This is a genomic window from Nocardiopsis sinuspersici (genome assembly GCF_001998325.1).
Classification (GTDB): Bacteria; Actinomycetota; Actinomycetes; order Streptosporangiales; family Streptosporangiaceae; genus Nocardiopsis; species Nocardiopsis sinuspersici.
Window position 1 is genome coordinate 3,228,351 of record NZ_MCOK01000001.1, and the last position, 18,189, is coordinate 3,246,539.

The 18,189-nt window shown below is 70.9% G+C and carries 12 protein-coding genes and 1 tRNA gene; 5 read left to right on the forward strand and 8 right to left on the reverse strand.

The features are described from left to right. Nucleotides 1-5: 5 nt before the first annotated feature. On the reverse strand, nucleotides 6-569 hold the full coding sequence (locus tag NOSIN_RS13870) for an ANTAR domain-containing response regulator (RefSeq protein ID WP_171986665.1): 564 nt from the start codon (nucleotides 567-569) through the stop codon (nucleotides 6-8). A 147-nt stretch (nucleotides 570-716) separates the two neighbouring features. On the opposite strand from NOSIN_RS13870, the gene NOSIN_RS13875 reads away from it, so the two are divergent. The 3 genes from NOSIN_RS13875 to NOSIN_RS13885 all read left to right on the forward strand — a co-directional run bounded on the left by NOSIN_RS13875 (nucleotide 717) and on the right by NOSIN_RS13885 (nucleotide 2,876). After that, nucleotides 717-799: transfer RNA gene (locus NOSIN_RS13875), tRNA-Leu, on the forward strand. Between the two features lie 119 nt (nucleotides 800-918). After that, on the forward strand, nucleotides 919-1,707 hold the full coding sequence (locus tag NOSIN_RS13880) for a helix-turn-helix domain-containing protein (RefSeq protein ID WP_077691148.1): 789 nt from the start codon (nucleotides 919-921) through the stop codon (nucleotides 1,705-1,707). A 209-nt stretch (nucleotides 1,708-1,916) separates the two neighbouring features. After that, nucleotides 1,917-2,876, forward strand: a complete 960-nt coding sequence (locus NOSIN_RS13885) for a DUF1266 domain-containing protein (RefSeq protein ID WP_077691149.1) — start codon at nucleotides 1,917-1,919, stop codon at nucleotides 2,874-2,876. A gap of 242 nt (nucleotides 2,877-3,118) precedes the next feature. On the opposite strand, the gene pyk is transcribed toward NOSIN_RS13885, so the two are convergent. Continuing rightward, nucleotides 3,119-4,552: a pyruvate kinase gene (gene pyk / locus NOSIN_RS13890; RefSeq protein ID WP_077691150.1), complete on the reverse strand. Its 1,434-nt coding sequence runs from the start codon at nucleotides 4,550-4,552 to the stop codon at nucleotides 3,119-3,121. Nucleotides 4,553-4,764: 212 nt separating this feature from the next. On the opposite strand from pyk, the gene NOSIN_RS13895 reads away from it, so the two are divergent. Further along, nucleotides 4,765-5,421, forward strand: coding sequence for a maleylpyruvate isomerase N-terminal domain-containing protein (locus tag NOSIN_RS13895; RefSeq protein WP_227014767.1), 657 nt, complete (start codon nucleotides 4,765-4,767; stop codon nucleotides 5,419-5,421). Nucleotides 5,422-5,531: 110 nt separating this feature from the next. Here NOSIN_RS13895 and NOSIN_RS13900 read toward each other — a convergent pair whose 3' ends face one another. The 4 genes from NOSIN_RS13900 to gltB form a co-directional block, all read right to left on the reverse strand. Further along, nucleotides 5,532-6,431, reverse strand: coding sequence for a prenyltransferase (locus tag NOSIN_RS13900; RefSeq protein WP_077693583.1), 900 nt, complete (start codon nucleotides 6,429-6,431; stop codon nucleotides 5,532-5,534). Between the two features lie 74 nt (nucleotides 6,432-6,505). Further along, a complete protein-coding gene (locus NOSIN_RS13905; protein WP_077691152.1) occupies nucleotides 6,506-6,889 on the reverse strand; it encodes a DUF2784 domain-containing protein in 384 nt (127 codons plus the stop codon). A 227-nt stretch (nucleotides 6,890-7,116) separates the two neighbouring features. Next, a complete protein-coding gene (locus NOSIN_RS13910) occupies nucleotides 7,117-8,571 on the reverse strand; it encodes a glutamate synthase subunit beta (RefSeq protein ID WP_077691153.1) in 1,455 nt (484 codons plus the stop codon). A gap of 31 nt (nucleotides 8,572-8,602) precedes the next feature. Beyond that, nucleotides 8,603-13,159 (reverse strand): glutamate synthase large subunit, encoded by a 4,557-nt coding sequence (gene gltB / locus NOSIN_RS13915; protein ID WP_077691154.1) that lies wholly within the window; start codon nucleotides 13,157-13,159, stop codon nucleotides 8,603-8,605. A 655-nt stretch (nucleotides 13,160-13,814) separates the two neighbouring features. Here gltB and NOSIN_RS13920 point away from each other — a divergent pair. Further along, nucleotides 13,815-15,500: a bis-aminopropyl spermidine synthase family protein gene (locus tag NOSIN_RS13920; RefSeq protein ID WP_077691155.1), complete on the forward strand. Its 1,686-nt coding sequence runs from the start codon at nucleotides 13,815-13,817 to the stop codon at nucleotides 15,498-15,500. 145 nt (nucleotides 15,501-15,645) lie between these two features. Here the strand turns inward: NOSIN_RS13920 and NOSIN_RS13925 are convergent, their stop codons facing one another. Continuing rightward, nucleotides 15,646-16,749 carry a hypothetical protein gene (locus NOSIN_RS13925; protein WP_236743366.1) on the reverse strand — a complete coding sequence of 368 codons (1,104 nt, stop codon included), beginning with the start codon at nucleotides 16,747-16,749 and terminating at the stop codon, nucleotides 15,646-15,648. Nucleotides 16,750-16,904: 155 nt separating this feature from the next. After that, nucleotides 16,905-18,110, reverse strand: coding sequence for a hypothetical protein (locus tag NOSIN_RS13930; protein WP_077691156.1), 1,206 nt, complete (start codon nucleotides 18,108-18,110; stop codon nucleotides 16,905-16,907). Nucleotides 18,111-18,189 lie beyond the last annotated feature (79 nt).

Here is an 18,189-nt window from a genome sequence, read left to right on the forward strand (position 1 = left end):
GTCGCTTACTGCTCCCCGAGGGTCTCGACGACGGTTTCGGCGACCTTGCGCATGGTCAGGCGCCGATCCATCGAGTTCTTCTGGATCCACCGGAACGCCTCGGGCTCACTCATCCCGTGGCGGCTCTGGAGCAGTCCTTTGGCCTGCTCGACCAGTTTGCGTGTTTCCAGGCGGTCCTGGAGGTTGCTGACCTCGGACTCCAGCGCGGCCAACTCGGCGTAGCGGGAGGTGGCCATCTCGATTGCGGGCACGAGGTCGGTCTTGTTGAACGGCTTGACCAGGTAGGCCATGGCCCCGGCCTCGCGTGCCCGCTCGACCAGCTCCCGCTGGGAGAAGGCAGTCAGGATCACCACCGGGGCGATCCTCTCCCCCGCGATGCGCTCGGCGGCCGAGAGTCCGTCGAGCACCGGCATCTTGATGTCGGTGATCACCAGGTCGGGCTTGAGCTCCTGGGCAAGGCGGATGGCGGTCTCGCCGTCACCGGCCTCGCCCACGACGGCGTAGCCGTCTTCTTCCAACATCTCCTTGAGGTCCAGGCGGATCAGGGCCTCGTCTTCCGCGATCACCACACGGCTCTGCGTCCTCGTCACGTACACGAGGTTACCGAGATCCGCTAGGATGCTGACCGTCGGGACCGGCACTGCGCGTCAATCGTGACATCACCGTTGACGGAGTGGCGCCCCTCCAGACACCCCCGGAGCAAACCGGACAAACCAGCCGGAATGATGGAATGGTAGACATAGAGGTCTCAAAAGCCTTGGCTCGCAAGAGCGTGTGGGTTCGAATCCCACTTCCGGCACCGACAGCAGCCACGCGAAGAGCCGCCCCAGTAGGGCGGCTCTCGGCATTTCGGGCATATCAACCCACCGTAGTCATCACATCGACGGAATGTCACAGGCGTGAGCAAATATTCACGCTATGTACTCACGCGACGTAGTTGATGAAACCTTCCGACTCAAGGCTCTGGGACTGACCGACAAGGCCATCTCGACGCAGTGCGGTGTCTCCGTGCAGGCGATCAGGCACTGGCGCTACGGCAACAGGCGTGCTCCAGCGACCGAAGCACGCCGCCAGAACCGCACGGTCTATTGCCCCAGGTGTCACGACGCCCGACTCGACAACAAGGCTTACGCCTATCTGCTAGGGCTCTATCTCGGGGATGGCCACATCACGACCTCGCGACGTGGCGTATACGTACTGTGGGTGTTCTGTGACAACAAGTATCCAGGGCTGATGGATCTTTGTGCCAGCGCCATGGAGGCCGTCTTCCCCGTCGGAACCTTCCGTGTGTCCAGGAACGGGTGCACGTCCGTCAAAGCCGCGTCCAAGCACTGGCCCTGCCTCTTCCCCCAGCACGGCAAGGGCCACAAGCACTCCCGGCCCATCGTGTTGGCTTCCTGGCAGCAGAAGGTCGTCGACGACCACCCTGAACCGTTCATCCGTGGCCTGGTCCACTCTGACGGATGTCGCATCCTCAACCGCATCCGGAAGAAGGGCAGGAACGAGTACTACGAGTATCCGCGCTACCACTTCTCCAACACGTCGTCGGACATCGTGCATCTCTTCACCACGGCTCTCGATCGCCTCAACATCCCATGGAAGAGCCACACTCGGGTCCGGCCCCCGTTCCAGGACCAAACCATCATCTCGGTGTCGAAGAAGGCCGCGGTGGCGCGGATGGACGCCTTCGTCGGGCCCAAGTACTGAGGGATCGGACAGACGGGCCAGAACCTCCGTAACTACCCGGCCGGTACCACCCCAAATAGGCCTTTTGTCACTTTATGCCGGGGCAACCAGGCTGAACCGGTCACATCACGGCCACAACCTGAGCACAACCCGTCGGTTCGGTCGCCCGTGCGGGCGCGCGTCCTTGATCCTTGAGGTTCGAAGGCGATTTCTCAGGAGAGGAGCAGCGGGTGCTGACCGCGGTGGCCGGAGTCATCGGCGCACTGGTTATCGGCGCCTGGGTTGTGGTGGCCTGGGGCTCCCAACGCCGCCAGCCCTGGCTGCTGACTCCCGTAGCGCTGTTCATCGTCCTGCTCGTGGCCCTCGGCCAGCCGGGGTGGGCCTTCCTACCCGTGGCCGTACTGGTCGCCGGCTCCTTCGCCGAGCTGGTGATCGGTTCCCGGGAGTCCCCGACGGTGCGTACCAAGGACCCCGACGCCCCCCTGAGCACCGAGCGCTGGGCCGCGGCCGTGGCGGCGCCCTTCCGGGTGGCGCTGGCCGAGCCGTGGGACGTGGTGGCCCGGCCCTCGCTGCGCCGCCGCTACCGGCGCATGTTGGAGCACCAGTGGGGGGTGACCGACCGCGACTCGCTGCGGGAGGCGGTCGAGGCCCTGTTCGAGGAGCTGCACACCGGTCCGAGCCTGGACCTGGTGGTGGACCTGCGCGCCGGGGTCGCCAGGTCGCGTCTTCCGCGGGAGCGGGGCGGGGAGTCCACGGGCGCGCGGGTGCGTCTGACCGATGACCAGGTGGCCCGGCTGCGCGCGGTCACGGGTGTGACGGAGGCGGACGAGACGGTGCTGATCGGTGCCTACCAGTGGTGGAAGTCGGTGCACGTGATCCGGCTGGTGTGCGGTGGCGCGTCGCTGGACTGGCTGAGCCCGGTGGAGACGCAGACGCTGTTGCGGCGGGTGGCGTCGGATCTTCAGCGCCGGTACTCGTCGTGGCAGCAGTTGTCGACGGCCTTCCACGCGGGGTACCTGTTGTGGCCCGAGAAGGGTGTGGAGGGCGATCACGGCGGCACGGACCGGGTGTGGGCGGCGCTGGGCCTGTTGTCGGAGGACGCGCGGAGCCCGTGGAACCTGTTGCCGTGGGACATGCCGTTGGAGCGGGTGCTGCCCGAGGGCGGTGTGGCCTTCGGCCAGGAGCCCTAGCCGGGGTTCGCCGGCCGCGGGGCCGGGAGGTGTCCGAGGGGGCCTGGAGGGGGCTCAGCGGGCTCATGGAGGGGCTCGTAAGGCCCGGGAGGGCCTGGGTGCCCGTGGAGGGGTTCGGGGGCCCGGAGAGACGTCGGCCGCACCTGGTCCTGGCCCGGTGGGCGGCGCGGCTCATACGCCGTTTCCTCCGGGCAGGACCTGATGCGGCACGTCGGTGGGCGCCTGTGGGGGGCGCCTGGTTCCTACGGTGTCGCGAGGGCGACGGCGTCGCCGAGGCGGTGGACGCGCAGGAAGTTGGTGGAACCGACGGTTCCGGGCGGGCTGCCCGCCACGATGACGATCTTGTCGCCCTTGTGGTAGTCACCGAGTTGGAGGAGTTCGCTCTCCACCTGACGGACCATGTCGTCGGTGTTGTCGACCCAGGGCACGATGTGGCTCTCGACTCCCCAGGTGAGGGAGAGCCTTCCGCGGGTGGTCTCCTCGGTGGTGAAGGCCATCAGCGGGATGGGAGAGCGGTAGCGGGCCAGGCGGCGGGCGGTCTCACCGGACATGGTGAAGGCGACCAGTGCCTTGGCGCCGACGGTGGCGCCGATCTCGGCGGCGGCGCGGGCGATGGCTCCGCCGGTGGTCTCGGGTACCCGGTTGAGGATGTGCGAGGCGCGCAGGGACTCCTGCTCGGCGGCGCCGACGATGCGGGCCATGGTCTCGACGGTCTCGATGGGGTACTTGCCGACGCTGGTCTCGCCGGAGAGCATGACGGCGTCGGCGCCGTCGAGGACGGCGTTGGCGACGTCGGAGGTCTCGGCTCGGGTGGGCCGGGGTGCTCCGATCATGGATTCGAGCATCTGGGTGGCGACGATGACCGGTTTGGCCTTGTCGCGGCAGCGTTCGACGGCGCGCTTTTGGACCATGGGGACGTTTTCGAGGGGGAGTTCGACGCCGAGGTCGCCGCGGGCGACCATGACTCCGTCGAAGGCCTCGATGATGTCCTGCAGGCGTTCGACGGCCTGGGGTTTCTCGATCTTGGCGATGAGGGGGACGACGACGCCCTCCTCGTCCATGATGCGGTGGCACTCCTCTGCGTCGGCGGGGCTGCGGACGAAGGAGAGGGCGACCATGTCGACGTTCTGGTGGAGGACCCAGCGCAGGTCCTCCTCGTCCTTTTCGGTGAGCGCGGGGACGCTGACGGCGACGCCGGGGAGGTTGAGTCCCTTGTGGTTGGAGACGGTGCCGCCGTAGATGACGCGGGTGTGGACGTCGGTGCTGGTGGTCTTGGTGCACTCCAGCACGATGCGGCCGTCGTCGATGAGGACGCGGTCGCCGGGGCGTACGTCTCCGGGGAGTCCCTTGTAGGTGGTGGAGACGCGTGTGCCGTCTCCGGGGACGTCGTCGATGGTGACGGTGAACTCGTCGCCTGTGGTGAGTTCGACGGGTCCGTCGGCGAAGGTGCCGACGCGGATCTTGGGTCCTTGGAGGTCGGCGAGGACGCCGACCGCCTGGTGTGCGGACTCAGCGGCCTGCCGGAGGTTGGCGAGGCTGGCGCTGTGGTCGTCGTGGGTTCCGTGGCTGAGGTTGATTCGGGCGACGTCCAGTCCCGCGTCGACGAGCTTGCGGAGGACTTCCGGGCTCGAGGTGGCGGGACCGAGGGTCGCGACGATTTTTGCTCGACGTGTCACGCCTAACACTCTAGAGCGTCTGGTGGATGCAGTGGTCTAAACCAGGTTGCGAGTGGGTGTGTGTGAGGTGGCGTGGTGACGAATCCGGTGGCCCTGGGTGATGGTTCGGGGTGGTGTGGCGACGGTGTGCGTACGGTTGTCGCCACTGTGGGAGGTGTGCCGTGTGGAGACGTGATGTGGTGATTTCCGCCATTTCGTCAGAGGTGGGCGTGTTGGAACGGGTGTTGCTGGGGTTGTCGGAGGAGGAGGCGGCGCTGCCGACGCGGTGTGTTCCGTGGGACGTGGCGGCCCTGGCGGCGCACACGGTGGGTGCTCTGCACCGGGTTCTGGTGATGTTGGACGCCGACGCCCCGGAGGGGGCGGGGCCGCTGGTGTCGGCCGCGGGGTACTACGCGCCGGACGTGCGGTTCTCTCCCGAGGTGAACGCCGACCGGGTGGAGTCGGCGGTGAGGGCGGCGCGCGGGGCGGGCCCGGGAGAGCCGGGGAGGGTGCTCGGGGTGTCCTGGGGGAAGCTGGCCGCGCGGCTGGCGGTGGAACCGGTGGATCGGGTGGTGGTGACCCGGCACGGTGATCCGATGCTGTTGACGGACTTCCTGGTGACGCGGGTGGTGGAGCTGGGGGTGCACGGGCTGGACCTGGCCGACGCGCTGGGCCGGGGTCCGTGGTGCGCCGAGGAGGCGCTGGCCGTGGTGGTGCGGCTGTTGTTCGGTGGGAGCGGCGGCGGGGCCGTGGAGCGGGTGCTGCCCGGGGCCCTGTCGGACCGTGCCGGCGGGTTGGCCGCGGTGCGCGCCGTGACGGGGCGCTCCGGCTCGGACGCGGGCCGCGACGCCCTGGAGGCGGCGGGGGTGCGTTTCCTGGCGCTGGGCTAGCGGGCCGACCGGGGGCGCTGTGGGTGTGGGCCGGGGGCTGCCCTGGCCGGGTACACCCCGGCGGAGCTTCGCGGCCGCGTCGCCCGGTGGCGCCGTGGTGGCTGGGGGTGTCAGTGGTCCTGGCGTGGCGGTGGCAGGAAGGCGCCGATGCGGCCGTAGGCGCGCAGGACGCGGAGGAGCCGGATGGTGCGTATGCCCTCGTTCTCGATGGTGGCGGCGGTGTCCCAGTGCCGTCCGGTGGTGTCCCAGCCGCCGTCGGGGCGCTGGGTCCGTTCGATGAGGTCGAGGCCGTGTCCGATCTCGGTGTCGGTGAAGAGCGGTCGGGCGATGTGGCCGGGGCGGGGTGCCAGGTCGAGTGCGTTGTGGGTGTGGTGGTGGGTGCCGGGCTCGGGGTCGGTGTCCACGACCGCGCGGATCATGGGGCGGAGCCGGTTGACGGTCTGGACGGCGCGGTGGCGGTCGGGCACGTGCTGGAGGAAGGTGCACACGCCGATGGCCTCGTGGGGGTCGGTCCAGCGCAGGGCGGCGACGCGCTTCCAGCAGTAGGCGGTGGCGTTGTCGCGCCATGGGTGGGTGATGTGGTGTTTGTGGAGGTATCCGGCGATGAGTGCGGTGGTTCCGAGGCTGCTGGAGAAGTCCTCGTGCCGCTGCCACCAGGGCGCCGACTCGGTGTAGCGGATGTTGCGCAGGACGGGGGGCAGGCCTCCGTCGGGGTTGGTGGCGGTGGAGAGGTAGCGGCAGATGCCGTGGCCGAGGCTGGCGGGGATGGGTCCGAGGTCGTCGAGGTAGTCCAGGGCGATTCCGGTGGCGGCGGGCTGGCTGGCGTGTCCGCGCAGGTCGGGGTCGAGTCCGTTGCCGTAGCCGCCGTCGATGTTGCGGTAGGCGGCGAGTGCCGCGCGGACGGGTTCGACGGGTCCGTTCTGGAACAGGTGGGCGAAGCGGTGCCGGTCGATCAGCCGGGCGCTGCGCATGGTGAAGTGCTCTGCTGCGCGGAAGGAGTCCCAGGTCACGACGGTCATGTCTTCGACGGTACGTCGGTGTCCGCGTGGGCGAAACGGGTGGCGGGCGAATCCATCCGCGATATTTACGTGCGGTTCGCGGCGGTGTGGCGTTTGCGTCTTCGGGTGAGGAGGACGTGGCCGGCCCAGGAGGCGAGGACGGTGGCGGCGACGGCGAGTTGCACGGTGAGCAGGTGTTCGGCGGGGTAGACGATGCCGGTGAGGTAGTGGTCGATGAATCCGCTCTCGGGGAGGCCGGCCTGTCCGGCGCGTCGGCGGGCCCAGTGCTCCACGTGGGTGAGGGGGCAGGGCCAGCCGATGACGGTGATGCCGAGTCCGTAGAGGGCGCAGGCGACGTGGGGCCGGATGAGGCGGGGCCGGAGCCAGGCGAGGAAGCCGCCGAGGGCGACGTAGACGAGGAAGGCCAGGTGCACGACCATGGCGGTGTCGGCGATCAGCCGATAGGTCATAGCGGCCCTCGCGGGGTGTGGATGGTGCGGGGGCGGGTCCCCCTGTTTCCAGTATCCCCGTCCTCGCCCCGTCGGGCCAGGGTGCGAGGGGCCTGTGGAGGGGGCGGTGTCCGGCCGGGCCGCCCGCCCGCTTCGGTGTCCGTCTCGCCGGGCGCGGGCGGCGGCGCGCCGGGCGCGGAGGGTCTCTCCCCCGGGCCCGGCGCGTCGTCGCCTGTTTTCGCCGGTCGCTAGACCAGCGGGCGCTCGGTCGGCGGGATGGCGACCGGCAGTGCGCTGTCGTCGGTGAGGTAGCGGTCCACTCCGGCGGCGGCGGAGCGGCCCTCGGCGATGGCCCACACGATCAGCGACTGGCCGCGGCCCATGTCGCCGGCGCAGAAGACGCCGTCGACGGTGGTCCGGTAGTCGGCGTCGCGGACGACGTTGCCGCGTCCGTCCAGTTCCACGCCGAGCTGCTCGATCATGCCCTCCTTCTGGGGGCCGACGAAGCCCATGGCGAGGGTGACCAGTTCGGCGGGGATCTCGCGCTCGGTGCCCTCGACGGGTTCGAAGCCCTTGTCGGTGCGCTTGACCTCGACCAGCTTCAGGGCGCGGACGTTGCCGTCCTCGTCACCGAGGAACTCCACGGTGTTGACGGAGTAGAGCCGCTTGCCGCCCTCCTCGTGCGCGCTGGTGACCTTGTAGAGCATGGGCATGGTCGGCCAGGGCTGGTGGTCGGGCCGCTTGGCGGGCGGCTTGGGCATGATCTCCAGCTGGGTGACCGAGGCCGCGCCCTGGCGGTGGGCGGTGCCCACGCAGTCGGCGCCGGTGTCGCCGCCGCCGATGACCACGACGTGCTTGCCCTGGGCGTCGATGGCGGGGTGCTCGTAGTCGCCCTCCTGCACCCGGTTGGCCAGGGGCAGGTACTCCATGGCCTGGTGGATGCCGCCGAGTTCGCGGCCCTTGGCGGGCAGGTCGCGCCAGGCGGTGGCTCCGCCGGTGAGCACGAGGGCGTCGTGCTCGGCGCGCAGCCGGTCGACGGTGACGTCGGCGCCGACGTCGACGCCGGTGCGGAAGGTGGTGCCCTCGGCGGCCATCTGGGCGACGCGGCGCTCGATGTGGCGCTTTTCCATCTTGAACTCGGGGATGCCGTAGCGCAGCAGGCCGCCGACGCGGTCGGCGCGTTCGTAGACGGTGACGTCGTGTCCGGCGCGGGTGAGCTGCTGGGCGGCGGCGAGTCCGGCGGGGCCGGAGCCGACGACGGCGACCTTCTTGCCGGTGCGGGTGGCGGGGGGCAGGGGCTTGACCCAGCCCTCCTCCCACGCGCGGTCGATGATGGAGACCTCGACGTTCTTGATGGTCACGGCGGGCTGGTTGATGCCGAGCACGCACGCGGACTCACACGGGGCGGGGCAGAGCCGTCCGGTGAACTCCGGGAAGTTGTTGGTGGCGTGCAGGCGCTCGATCGCCTCGGCCCAGTCGTGGGTGTGGACGAGGTTGTTCCACTCGGGGATGAGGTTGCCGAGCGGGCAGCCGTTGTGGCAGAAGGGGATGCCGCAGTCCATGCAGCGTGAGGCCTGCTTGGTGACGGTTCCCCGGTCGAAGTCCTCGTAGACCTCGCGCCAGTCCTGGATGCGTACGTCGACCGGGCGGTGCTTGGGCAGCTCGCGCTCGGTGATCTTCAGGAAACCCCTGGGGTCGGACATGTGTTCTTCCTCCTTTCGTGTTCGCTGGCGCTCAGGACTGCGCGGAGGCCATGACGGCCTCGTTGACGTCGCGGCCCTCGCGTTCGGCCTCGGCCTGGGCGAGCAGGACGCGCTTGTAGTCGCGGGGCATGACCTTGGCGATCCGGTCGAGGCCCGTGTCGCCGTCGGCCAGGAGCCGTTCGGCGACGGCCGATCCGGTCTCGGCGTGGTGGCGGGTGAGGACGTCGGTGAGGAAGGCGCGGTCCTCGTCGGTGAGGGCTTCGACGTCGACCATCCCGGGGTTGACGCGTTCGCGGTCCAGGTCCAGGACGTAGGCGACGCCTCCGGACATGCCGGCCGCGAAGTTGCGGCCGGTGCGGCCGAGGACGACGGCGCGGCCGCCGGTCATGTACTCGCAGCCGTGGTCACCGATGCCCTCGACGACGGCGGTGGCTCCGGAGTTGCGGACGCAGAAGCGTTCGCCGACGACGCCGCGCAGGAAGATCTCGCCGGAGGTGGCGCCGTAGCCGATGACGTTTCCGGCGATGATGTGGTCCTCGGCGACCAGTCGGGAGCCGGTGTCGGGGCGCACGACGACGCGTCCGCCGGAGAGTCCCTTGCCGACGTAGTCGTTGGCGTCGCCGGACAGGCGCAGGGTGATGCCGCTGGGTACGAACGCGCCGAAGGACTGGCCGGCGGACCCGGTGAAGGAGATGTCGATGGTGTCGTCGGGCAGGCCGTCGGCGCCGTAGCGCTTGGTGACCTCGTGTCCGAGCATGGTGCCGACGGTGCGGTTGACGTTGCGTACGGGCAGTTCGAGGCTGACGGGCTGGCCGAATTCCAGGGCGCCCTCGCTGAGCTGGATGAGGGTGTTGTCCAGTGCCTTCTCCAGGCCATGGTCCTGCTTGCGCCGCTGGGTGCGCTGGTCGCCCGCCCAGGGCTCGACCTCGTGCAGGATCGGCGACAGGTCCAGGCCCTGTGCCTTCCAGTGGGTGAGGGCCTCGGTGGTGTCGAGCAGGTCGACGGAGCCGATGGCCTCGTCCAGGCTGCGGAAGCCGAGCTGGGCGAGGTACTCGCGGACCTCCTGGGCGATGAACTCGAAGAAGTTCACCACGTGGTCGGCCTGGCCGGAGAACCTCTCGCGCAGGGCGGGGTTCTGGGTGGCGACGCCGACGGGGCAGGTGTCGAGGTGGCACACGCGCATCATGACGCAGCCGGAGACGACGAGGGGCGCGGTGGCGAAGCCGTACTCCTCGGCGCCGAGCAGGGCGGCGACGACGACGTCGCGGCCGGTCTTCATCTGGCCGTCGGCCTGGACGACGATGCGGTCGCGCAGGCCGTTGAGCAGCAGGGTCTGCTGGGTCTCGGCGAGGCCGAGCTCCCAGGGGGTGCCCGCGTGCTTGAGGGAGGTCAGCGGCGAGGCGCCGGTGCCTCCGTCGTGGCCGGAGATGAGGACGACGTCGGCGTGTGCCTTGGACACGCCGGCGGCGACGGTGCCCACGCCCGCCTCGGAGACCAGTTTGACGTGGACCCGCGCGGAGGGGTTGGCGTTCTTGAGGTCGTGGATGAGTTGGGCGAGGTCCTCGATGGAGTAGATGTCGTGGTGCGGCGGCGGGGAGATGAGTCCGACGCCGGGTGTGGAGTGGCGGGTCCGGGCGACCCACGGGTAGACCTTGTGGCCGGGTAGCTGGCCGCCCTCGCCGGGCTTGGCGCCCTGGGCCATCTTGATCTGGATGTCGTCGGCGTTGCTGAGGTAGTGCGAGGTGACGCCGAAGCGGCCGGAGGCGACCTGCTTGATGGCGCTGCGCCGCAGGTCCCCGTTGGCGTCGGGGGTGAAGCGGTCGGGGTCCTCGCCGCCCTCGCCGGTGTTGGACTTGCCGCCGAGGCGGTTCATCGCGATGGCGAGGGTCTGGTGGGCCTCGGCGGAGATGGAGCCGTAGGACATGGCTCCGGTGGAGAAGCGCTTGACGATCTCCGAGACGGGCTCGACCTCCTCGATGGGCACGGGTCGGCGCACGCCCTCCTTGAGGCGGAAGAGTCCGCGCAGGGTCATGAGCTTCTCGGCCTGGTCGTCGACCTTGGAGGTGTACTCCTTGAAGATGTCGTACTTGCGGGTACGGGTGGAGTGCTGGAGTTTGAAGACGGTCTCGGGGTTGAACAGGTGCGGTTCGCCCTCGCGGCGCCACTGGTACTCGCCGCCGACCTCCAGGCGCCGGTGGGCGCTCGGGTTGGCGGTGTGGGCGCGGCGGTGGCGGATGGCGACCTCTTCGGCGAGGACGTCGAAGCCGACGCCGCCCAGGCGGGAGGTGGTGCCGGTGAAGCAGCGGTCGACGACCTCCCGGCCCAGGCCGAGTGCCTCGAAGATCTGGGCGCCGGTGTAGGAGCTGACCGTGGACACGCCGATCTTGGACATGACCTTCAGGACGCCCTTGCCGAAGGCCTTGACGGTGTTGCGGACGGCCTGGTCGGCGTCGATGCCGCCGATGGTGCCCCTCTCGACCAGGTCGCGGACGGTGGCCAGCGCCAGGTACGGGTTGACGGCGGAGGCGCCGTAGCCGACGAGCAGGGCGACGTGGTGGCATTCGCGCACGTCGGCGGCCTCGATGAGGAGGCCGACCTCGGTGCGGGTCTTCTCGCGGACCAGGTGGTGGTGGACCGATCCGGTGAGCAGCAGCGACGGGATGGGCGCGCGGTGCGCGTCGGCGCCGCGGTCGCTGAGCACGAGGATGTGGGCGCCGTCGGCGATGGCGGCCGAGACCTCGTCGTTGATCTGCTCCAGGCGGGTGGACAGGGCGTCGCCGCCGCCGTCGACGGGGTAGGTGCCGTCGACGGTGAAGCTCTTCAGGGCCGGGTTGCCTTGGCCCGCGGCGAGGATGGCGGCCAGTTCGGCCTGGTCGACGACCGGGGTGGGCAGGACGAGGCGCTGGGTGTCGCCGGGTGCGGCGTCCAGGATGTTGTGCTCGGCGCCCAGGAGGGTGGCCAGGCTGGTGACCATCTCCTCGCGGATGGCGTCCAGGGGCGGGTTGGTGACCTGGGCGAAGTTCTGCGAGAAGTAGTCGAAGAGCTGTCGGGAGCGCTCGGAGAGCGCGGCCACCGGGGTGTCGGTGCCCATGGACCCGATGGGTTCGGCGCCGGTGCGGGCCATCGGGGTGAGGATGACGCGCAGTTCCTCCTCGGTGTAGCCGAACACCTGCTGGGAGAGGTTGAGTTCGGTGACCGGGGCGGGTCGGCTCTCGGGCAGGTCGGCGAGGCGCAGGACGCCGGAGTCGATCCACTCCTGGTAGGGGTGCTCGGCGGCGAGTTCGGCCTTGATCTCCTCGTCCTCGATGATGCGCCCCTGGGCGGTGTCGACGACGAAGATGCGGCCGGGCTGGAGGCGGCCCTTGCGCACGACGGTGGCGGGGTCGATGTCCAGGACGCCGGACTCGCTGGCCAGGACGACGAAGCCGTCCTCGGTGACCCAGTAGCGGCCGGGGCGGAGGCCGTTGCGGTCCAGGACCGCGCCGACGACGGTGCCGTCGGTGAAGGACACCGAGGCGGGGCCGTCCCAGGGCTCCATGAGGGTGGAGTGGTACTCGTAGAAGGCCCGGACGGCCGGGTCCATCTCGGTGTGGTTCTCCCAGGGCTCGGGGATCATCATGAGCACCGCGTGCGGCAGCGAGCGTCCGCCCAGGTGCAGCAGCTCCAGGGCGTCGTCGAAGGAGGCGGTGTCGGAGTCGTCGGGGTCGACGATGGGGAAGATCCGGTCGAGGTCGCCGGGGATGAGGTCGGTGGCGAGCTTGGCCTCGCGCGCCCGCATCATGTTCCGGTTGCCCTTGACGGTGTTGATCTCGCCGTTGTGCGCGACGTAGCGGAACGGGTGGGCGAGGGGCCAGGACGGGAACGTGTTGGTGGAGAAGCGGGAGTGGACCAGGGCCAGGCCGGAGGTGTAGCGCCGGTCGGACAGGTCGGGGAAGAACGGCTCCAGCTGCGGGGTGGTGAGCATGCCCTTGTAGGCGATGGTGCGCGGGGACAGGCTCGGGAAGTAGACGTCGGTCTCGTGCTCGGAGCGCTTGCGCACGCAGTAGGCGTGGCGCTCCAGGTCGATGCCGGTCAGGCCCTCGGTGGCGGTGCCGGGGGTGCCGGCGATGAAGAGCTGCCCGAAGTAGGGCATGGCCTGGCGGGCGGCGGGGCCGCTGTACTGGGGCTCGAAGGGAAGGTCGCGCCAGCCGAGCAGGGTCAGGCCCTCGTCGGCGACGATGGCGTTGATGCGCTCGACGGCGGCGGTGCGCTCGGTGGCGTCGGCGGGCAGGAAGCCGATGCCGGTGGCGTAGGCGCCCGCCTCGGGGAGCGGGAAGTCGCAGACCTCGGTGTAGAGCTCGTGCGGGACCTGGGTGAGGATGCCCGCGCCGTCGCCGTCGTCGGGGTCGGCCCCGGAGGCGCCGCGGTGGTCGAGGTTGCGGAGTACGGTGAGCGCCTTCTCGACGGTGTCGTGGCTGCGACGTCCAGTGAGGTCGGCCACGAAGCCCACACCACAGGCGTCGTGCTCGAAGGCGGGGTCGTACAGGCCCTGGGAAGTGGTTTCCGCGTTCGTTCGGACGGACGAACGCCGCACCTGGCCAGCAGGCATCTACCCTCCTGTCGTCTTTCCTCGGCTTTGTGAAAAAGCGCATCCGGGACGACGTTGGCCCTGCTGCGTGCGGATGAAGTTGTGGCGCCGTGTGTCACGGCGGTTTCCGTCGTGTGTGCTGTGGCTTGCCCGCCTCCGTGCTGCGGCCACGTCCTCGTGGCCGCTGGTGGCGGGCGGGGCACCTGCGACGGGCAGGTTCCCTTATACATGCCGGTCCAGCCGCGACGGTAATCGCAGGTCTAGACCATGTGGCGCCGCGGTGCGCCGTTGGTCGCCGTTCGTGCCGCCCCTGGGGTGCGGGCACGGTCCCTCCCGGCGTGTTCTCCGGTGAGGGCTGGCCTAGCCGGTTTTTCCACGAAGGAACCCCGCTAAACCTCCCAAAGTGGCTCAAACGCCGACCGCGGGGTCGGGGATGTCACTCCGGGCATGCGGGCTCCACGCACCGCTCCCCCACATTACCCCGGCGTTAACCCTGCTCCCAAGGGGTGCGGGAGTCCGTTGCCGCGTGATCTGTCCCTCATCGCCGGGCGGCCCCGCGGCGCCGCCCGCGGACCCCGTGTCCATCGCGAGCGAGCCGCGCGGCACCGCCGGTGAACCGTGCGAACCGCGCGGCGTCCGTCCGCGGGTACCCCGCCGTGCGTGGGACGATCGACGTATGCATCCGACCACCCCGGGCGAGAGCGCCCCGCCCCTTCCCGAGCCCGCGTTCGGGCTGCTGCGCGACCACGGCGTGGACGCGCCCCGGCTGCGCCGTGTGCTGGCACTGCTCTCGGACGGGCGCTGGTGGAGTGCGAACGACCTCGTGCGGGACAGCGGCGTGGCGTACGCGCTCGTGTCCGCGCTGGTCGGGGCCCTGGTGGAGGCCGGTGAGCTGACCGCCGAGGCCGGGGGCGGGCGGGACAGGGTGCGCCTGGTCCGGCCCCAGGACTACGCCGGTGCGTGCGCCGCCGAGGAGCCGGCCGACCCGGTGGCCCACCTGCTGCCCCGGTACACCCGGGCCATGGCCGAACTGGTGCGCGCCACGGACACGGGCCCCGCCTCCGACCTCGACCTGGACCACGTGTCCGCGACCGCCGAGACGGCGCTGCGCCGGGCGCTGCTGCTGTCCACCCGTTTCGACCTGAGCGACCGCACCCTGCTGTGCGTGGGCGACCACGACCTGACCTCGGTCGCGCTGGCCCTGGTCAGTCCGGGGGCCCGGGCGGAGGTGGTGGACATCGACGAGCGCGTGCTGGCCCACATCGACGCCCTGGCCGACTCCCTGGGGCTGTCGGTGCGCACCCACCACGCGGACCTGCGCCTGGGGCTGCCCTCCACCGTGCGCGGCTGCGCGGACGTGGTGTTCACCGATCCGCCCTACACCCCCGACGGGGTGGAGCTGTTCGTGCGGCGCGGCGTGGAGGGGATGGCCGACCCGCGCCGGGGACGGGTGCTGGTGGCCTACGGCGCCAGTGAGACCACTCCGAGGCTGGCCGCGGCCACCCAGGCCCGGCTGGTGCGGATGGACCTGTTGGTGGAGGCGGTGTGGCCGGGCTTCAACCGCTACCACGGGGCCGAGTCGATCGGCGCCGCCTCGGACCTGTACGTGCTGCGGCCCCTCTCGCGCACCCTGCCCGGGGCCCCGGGGGAGAACGCGCGCGTGTACAGCCAGGGCGCCAACGCCAAGGAGGCCCGGGGCGCCCTGGACGCGGACCGGGCCCGTGCCGTGCTCGACCGGGTGGCCGGGGAGCTCGGTGGGGCCGGTGAGGGCCGGGAGCCGACGCTGGTGGGCGAGTGGCCGCCCCAGGTGGCGGAGTCGGGCCGGGTGCGCCTGTCCACGTGGATGGAGGCGCCCACCGGCGGCGACGGGTGCTCGGTGGTCAATCTCACCGGGGGGTGGGAGCGACTGGCCGCGCGCGGCGCTCTGGCGGCCACCGGGGACACGGTGTACGTGCTGGTGCCCTCGTCGGCGGCGTACGTGCGCGACGAGGCGGGTCAGCGAAGGCTGCGCGCCCTGGTGGAGCCGCGTTTCCGTGTGCGGTTCCTGCGCGGGTTCGGCGCGAACGATCTGACGGCGGTGCGGCTGACCCGCCGCCAGGACCCGGGGTCGGCGGTGGACCGGCTGCTGAGCCACGTGCAGGAGCGGGCGCACGGCAGGCTCACCACGACCCTGCGGACCGGGCTGGTGGAGGTGGCGGCGTGGCGTGAGGAGCCCGTCAACAAGCGCACCGCCCGCCACGCGGTGGCCGCGGCTCCGAGGTGGGTGTGCGGACACACCCTGTTGGACCTTCCCGAGCACCGCCTCGGTGAGCTGCGGGAGGTGGCCGCCGACCTCCTCGCCCGGGCGCAGGCCCCGGTGTAGCGCGGCGGCGGGTGCCGTGGTCGCGCGGAGCGCCGAGGTGGCGCGGCCCGGGCGCGTGCGGTGGCCGCCGTCCGTCGCGGGCGGCGCGCCGGACACGGGCGGGGCCCGGAGGACGGCTCCTCCGGGCCCCGCGGGGAGACACGTGTCAGCCGGTGCCTGTGGTTCCGGTGCCGCCCGTGGTACCGGTCCCCTCCGTGCCGGTGCCGGTGGTCCCGGTGCCACCCGTGCCCGTGGTTCCGGTGCCCTCCGTGCCGGTGCCGGTGGTCCCGGTGCCGCCCGTGCCCGCGCCGTCGGTACCGGTTCCCTGGGAACCCTCCCCCGCGGTGCCCTCGGTGGTGCCCTCGGACCCCTGCTCGGATCCGGTGCCGGAATCCTCCAGCTGCACCATCCGCCGGTAGAGCGGGTCGCGGAAGTTCGCCAGCGCCACGAGCGGGGCGGAGAGGCTGACCCGCTCCTCCACCGACTCCGAGCCGGTGGGCTGGACCCACACCAGGACCAGGTAGTGGCCGCTGACGATGGCGTCGCTGGCGCTGTAGCCCCGGCCCAGGCGGTCGAAGGGCTCCGCGCCCGAGGGGGAGAGCACGAAGCCGGGATCGGATCCGTCGCCCTCCTGGGACTCCCCGCCCTCCTGTGCCTGTGCCTCGGGCTCGGACAGGGCGGCGGCGACGGCGCGGCTGCCCTCGACGTCGGCCAGGTTGAACACGGCCGTGACACCGAAGTAGGTCTCGGAGGTGTAGGTGGCACGCCCGGCCTGGGTGCAGTCGGCCTGGGCCAGCGCGGCCTGGATCTTCTCGCCCCACACGGCGGCGGCGCAGTCCTCGGTCAGATCCGAGTCGCGCAGGGTGAGGTCGATGCTCTGGCTGGAGATCTCGGCGTTGTTGTTCTCGAACAGCTCGCCCTCGTTGAGGGGCCGGTCGTCCTTCTCACGGGTGGCCAGGACCTCGTTCATGCTGCCGGTGTCGATCACCCGGTACATGACCGGGCGGGTCTGCGGAGCGGCCTGCCCGGTCTCCCCGTCCGCGCCGAGCTGTACGTACAGCACCACGCCGAGGGCGACCAGCGCCACCACGAGCGTCCCGGCCAGGATCCCGATCAGGGGGCCGAAACGCTTGGACTCCTTCTTCCTGCGGCCGCCTGACCGGCGGCGCCCGCCCGTCCGCGAGGACCGCTCCGCGGGCACGTCGTCGGACTCGCTGCTCTTCCTCCGACGCCCCGCGGGTCCGGACGCCGACGGTTCAGAAGGGGACACCCAGTGGACCTTTCCTAGGATGCGGTCCGGCCCACGCGCGCGTGGGCCGGACCGGTTGTGTTCGGCAGGCCGGCCTCTCGCCGTACCTGGTGCGGCCCTGAGGGCGGACCGATCTGCCCGAGATCCTATCGGGGCGTCCGACAGCGCGGGACCGGCTACTCCTTGGCCTGCTCCGCGGCCTGCTTCACCGCGACGACCTCCTCGTAGACGTGCTGCGCCGCGTTCATGGAGGCCACGTTCAGGGTCGCCATGTCGGTGTTGTCCGCGGGCTCGGCCCCGTCGGTCTCCGCCACCCAGAACACGGCCAGGTAGTGGCCCATGACCTGGGAGTTGGCCTGGCTGTAGCCTTCCTGCAGGCCGGGGATCTCGTCGTTGGTCTGGCTCAGCAGGAACCCGGCGCCGCTCTCGGGGTTGGTCGGGTCCAGCTGCCGCTCGACCTTGGCGGCCTCCTCGGCGTCGGCCAGGTCGAACAGGGTGAACTGCGCGACGTACTGCTCGTCGGCGTCGGTGTACACGCCCGAGGCCGCCCTGACGCAGTTGCCGTCGACGAGGCTCTGGCCCAGCTCGTCGCCCCACACCAGGGAGGTGCAGGAGTCGGTGACCGAGCCCTCGCGCAGCTCCAGCTTCATGTCGTCCAGACCGATCTCCTCGACCCCGCCGAACACGGCGTCCTCGGTCATCGGCTCGGCGCCCTCGGGGCGCTCGTTGATGGGGCCGAACACGTCCTCGCGGTTGGGCTCGGACAGGTACAGCTCCGGGGTGAGGGTGTTGTGTCCCTCCGGCGGGGCCACGACCGACTCGTCACCGCCCGCGGCGTTGCCGCCGGGTCCGGCGAAGAGCTGGTAGGACAGCAGGCCCAGCAGGGTCACCAGGGCGATGCTGAACGCTCCCAGCAGCACGCCCAGCACGGCGGTGCCGCGCTTGCGCCTGCTCTGCTCGGCGAGGGTGTACACGATCTGGTTGGGCCGGTCGCCCAGGACCGACACCTTCTTGATGGCGGAGGCGGAGAAGGCCGAGACCTTGCCCGCCCCGGCGCGCCTGCCGCCGGAGGCCCTGCGGCGGGGGGCGCCGGAGCCGCGGCCCGCGCGCCCCCTGCCCCTGCGGCGCGAGGGGCGGCCGGTCTCGCCCGCCCCGTCCTGCTCCTCGTCGAGGGCGTCGTCGGCGTGGACGTCGTCCGGGTTCCCGGTGTCGGCGGGACGTGTGTGGCCGTACTCCGCGGAGAAGTCCTCCTCGGGGTCGTACCCGTCCTCGTAGTCGTCCTGGCCGTAGTCGTCGGCGTGGTCCTCGGTGTAGGCGCGCTCGGCACGGCGGGTGCCGCCGCGACGGCCCATACGGCCGTACCCGGACTCAGCTCTGGTCACGGTTCTTCTCAATCGTCAACCCGTGGTCTGCTCGGAAGGTAACAGGGGGAGCCCAGATCCGTGCCCGGGCATGGCCGGG

Bases quoted from the DNA above. Each gene is read 5' to 3' on its own strand.
- NOSIN_RS13880 (WP_077691148.1), top strand. From the start codon at position 919: ATGTACTCACGCGACGTAGTTGATGAAACCTTCCGACTCAAGGCTCTG.
- NOSIN_RS13905 (WP_077691152.1), bottom strand. From the start codon at position 6,889: ATGACCTATCGGCTGATCGCCGACACCGCCATGGTCGTGCACCTGGCC.
- NOSIN_RS13910 (WP_077691153.1), bottom strand. From the start codon at position 8,571: ATGTCCGACCCCAGGGGTTTCCTGAAGATCACCGAGCGCGAGCTGCCC.
- gltB (WP_077691154.1), bottom strand. From the start codon at position 13,159: ATGCCTGCTGGCCAGGTGCGGCGTTCGTCCGTCCGAACGAACGCGGAA.
- NOSIN_RS13920 (WP_077691155.1), top strand. From the start codon at position 13,815: ATGCATCCGACCACCCCGGGCGAGAGCGCCCCGCCCCTTCCCGAGCCC.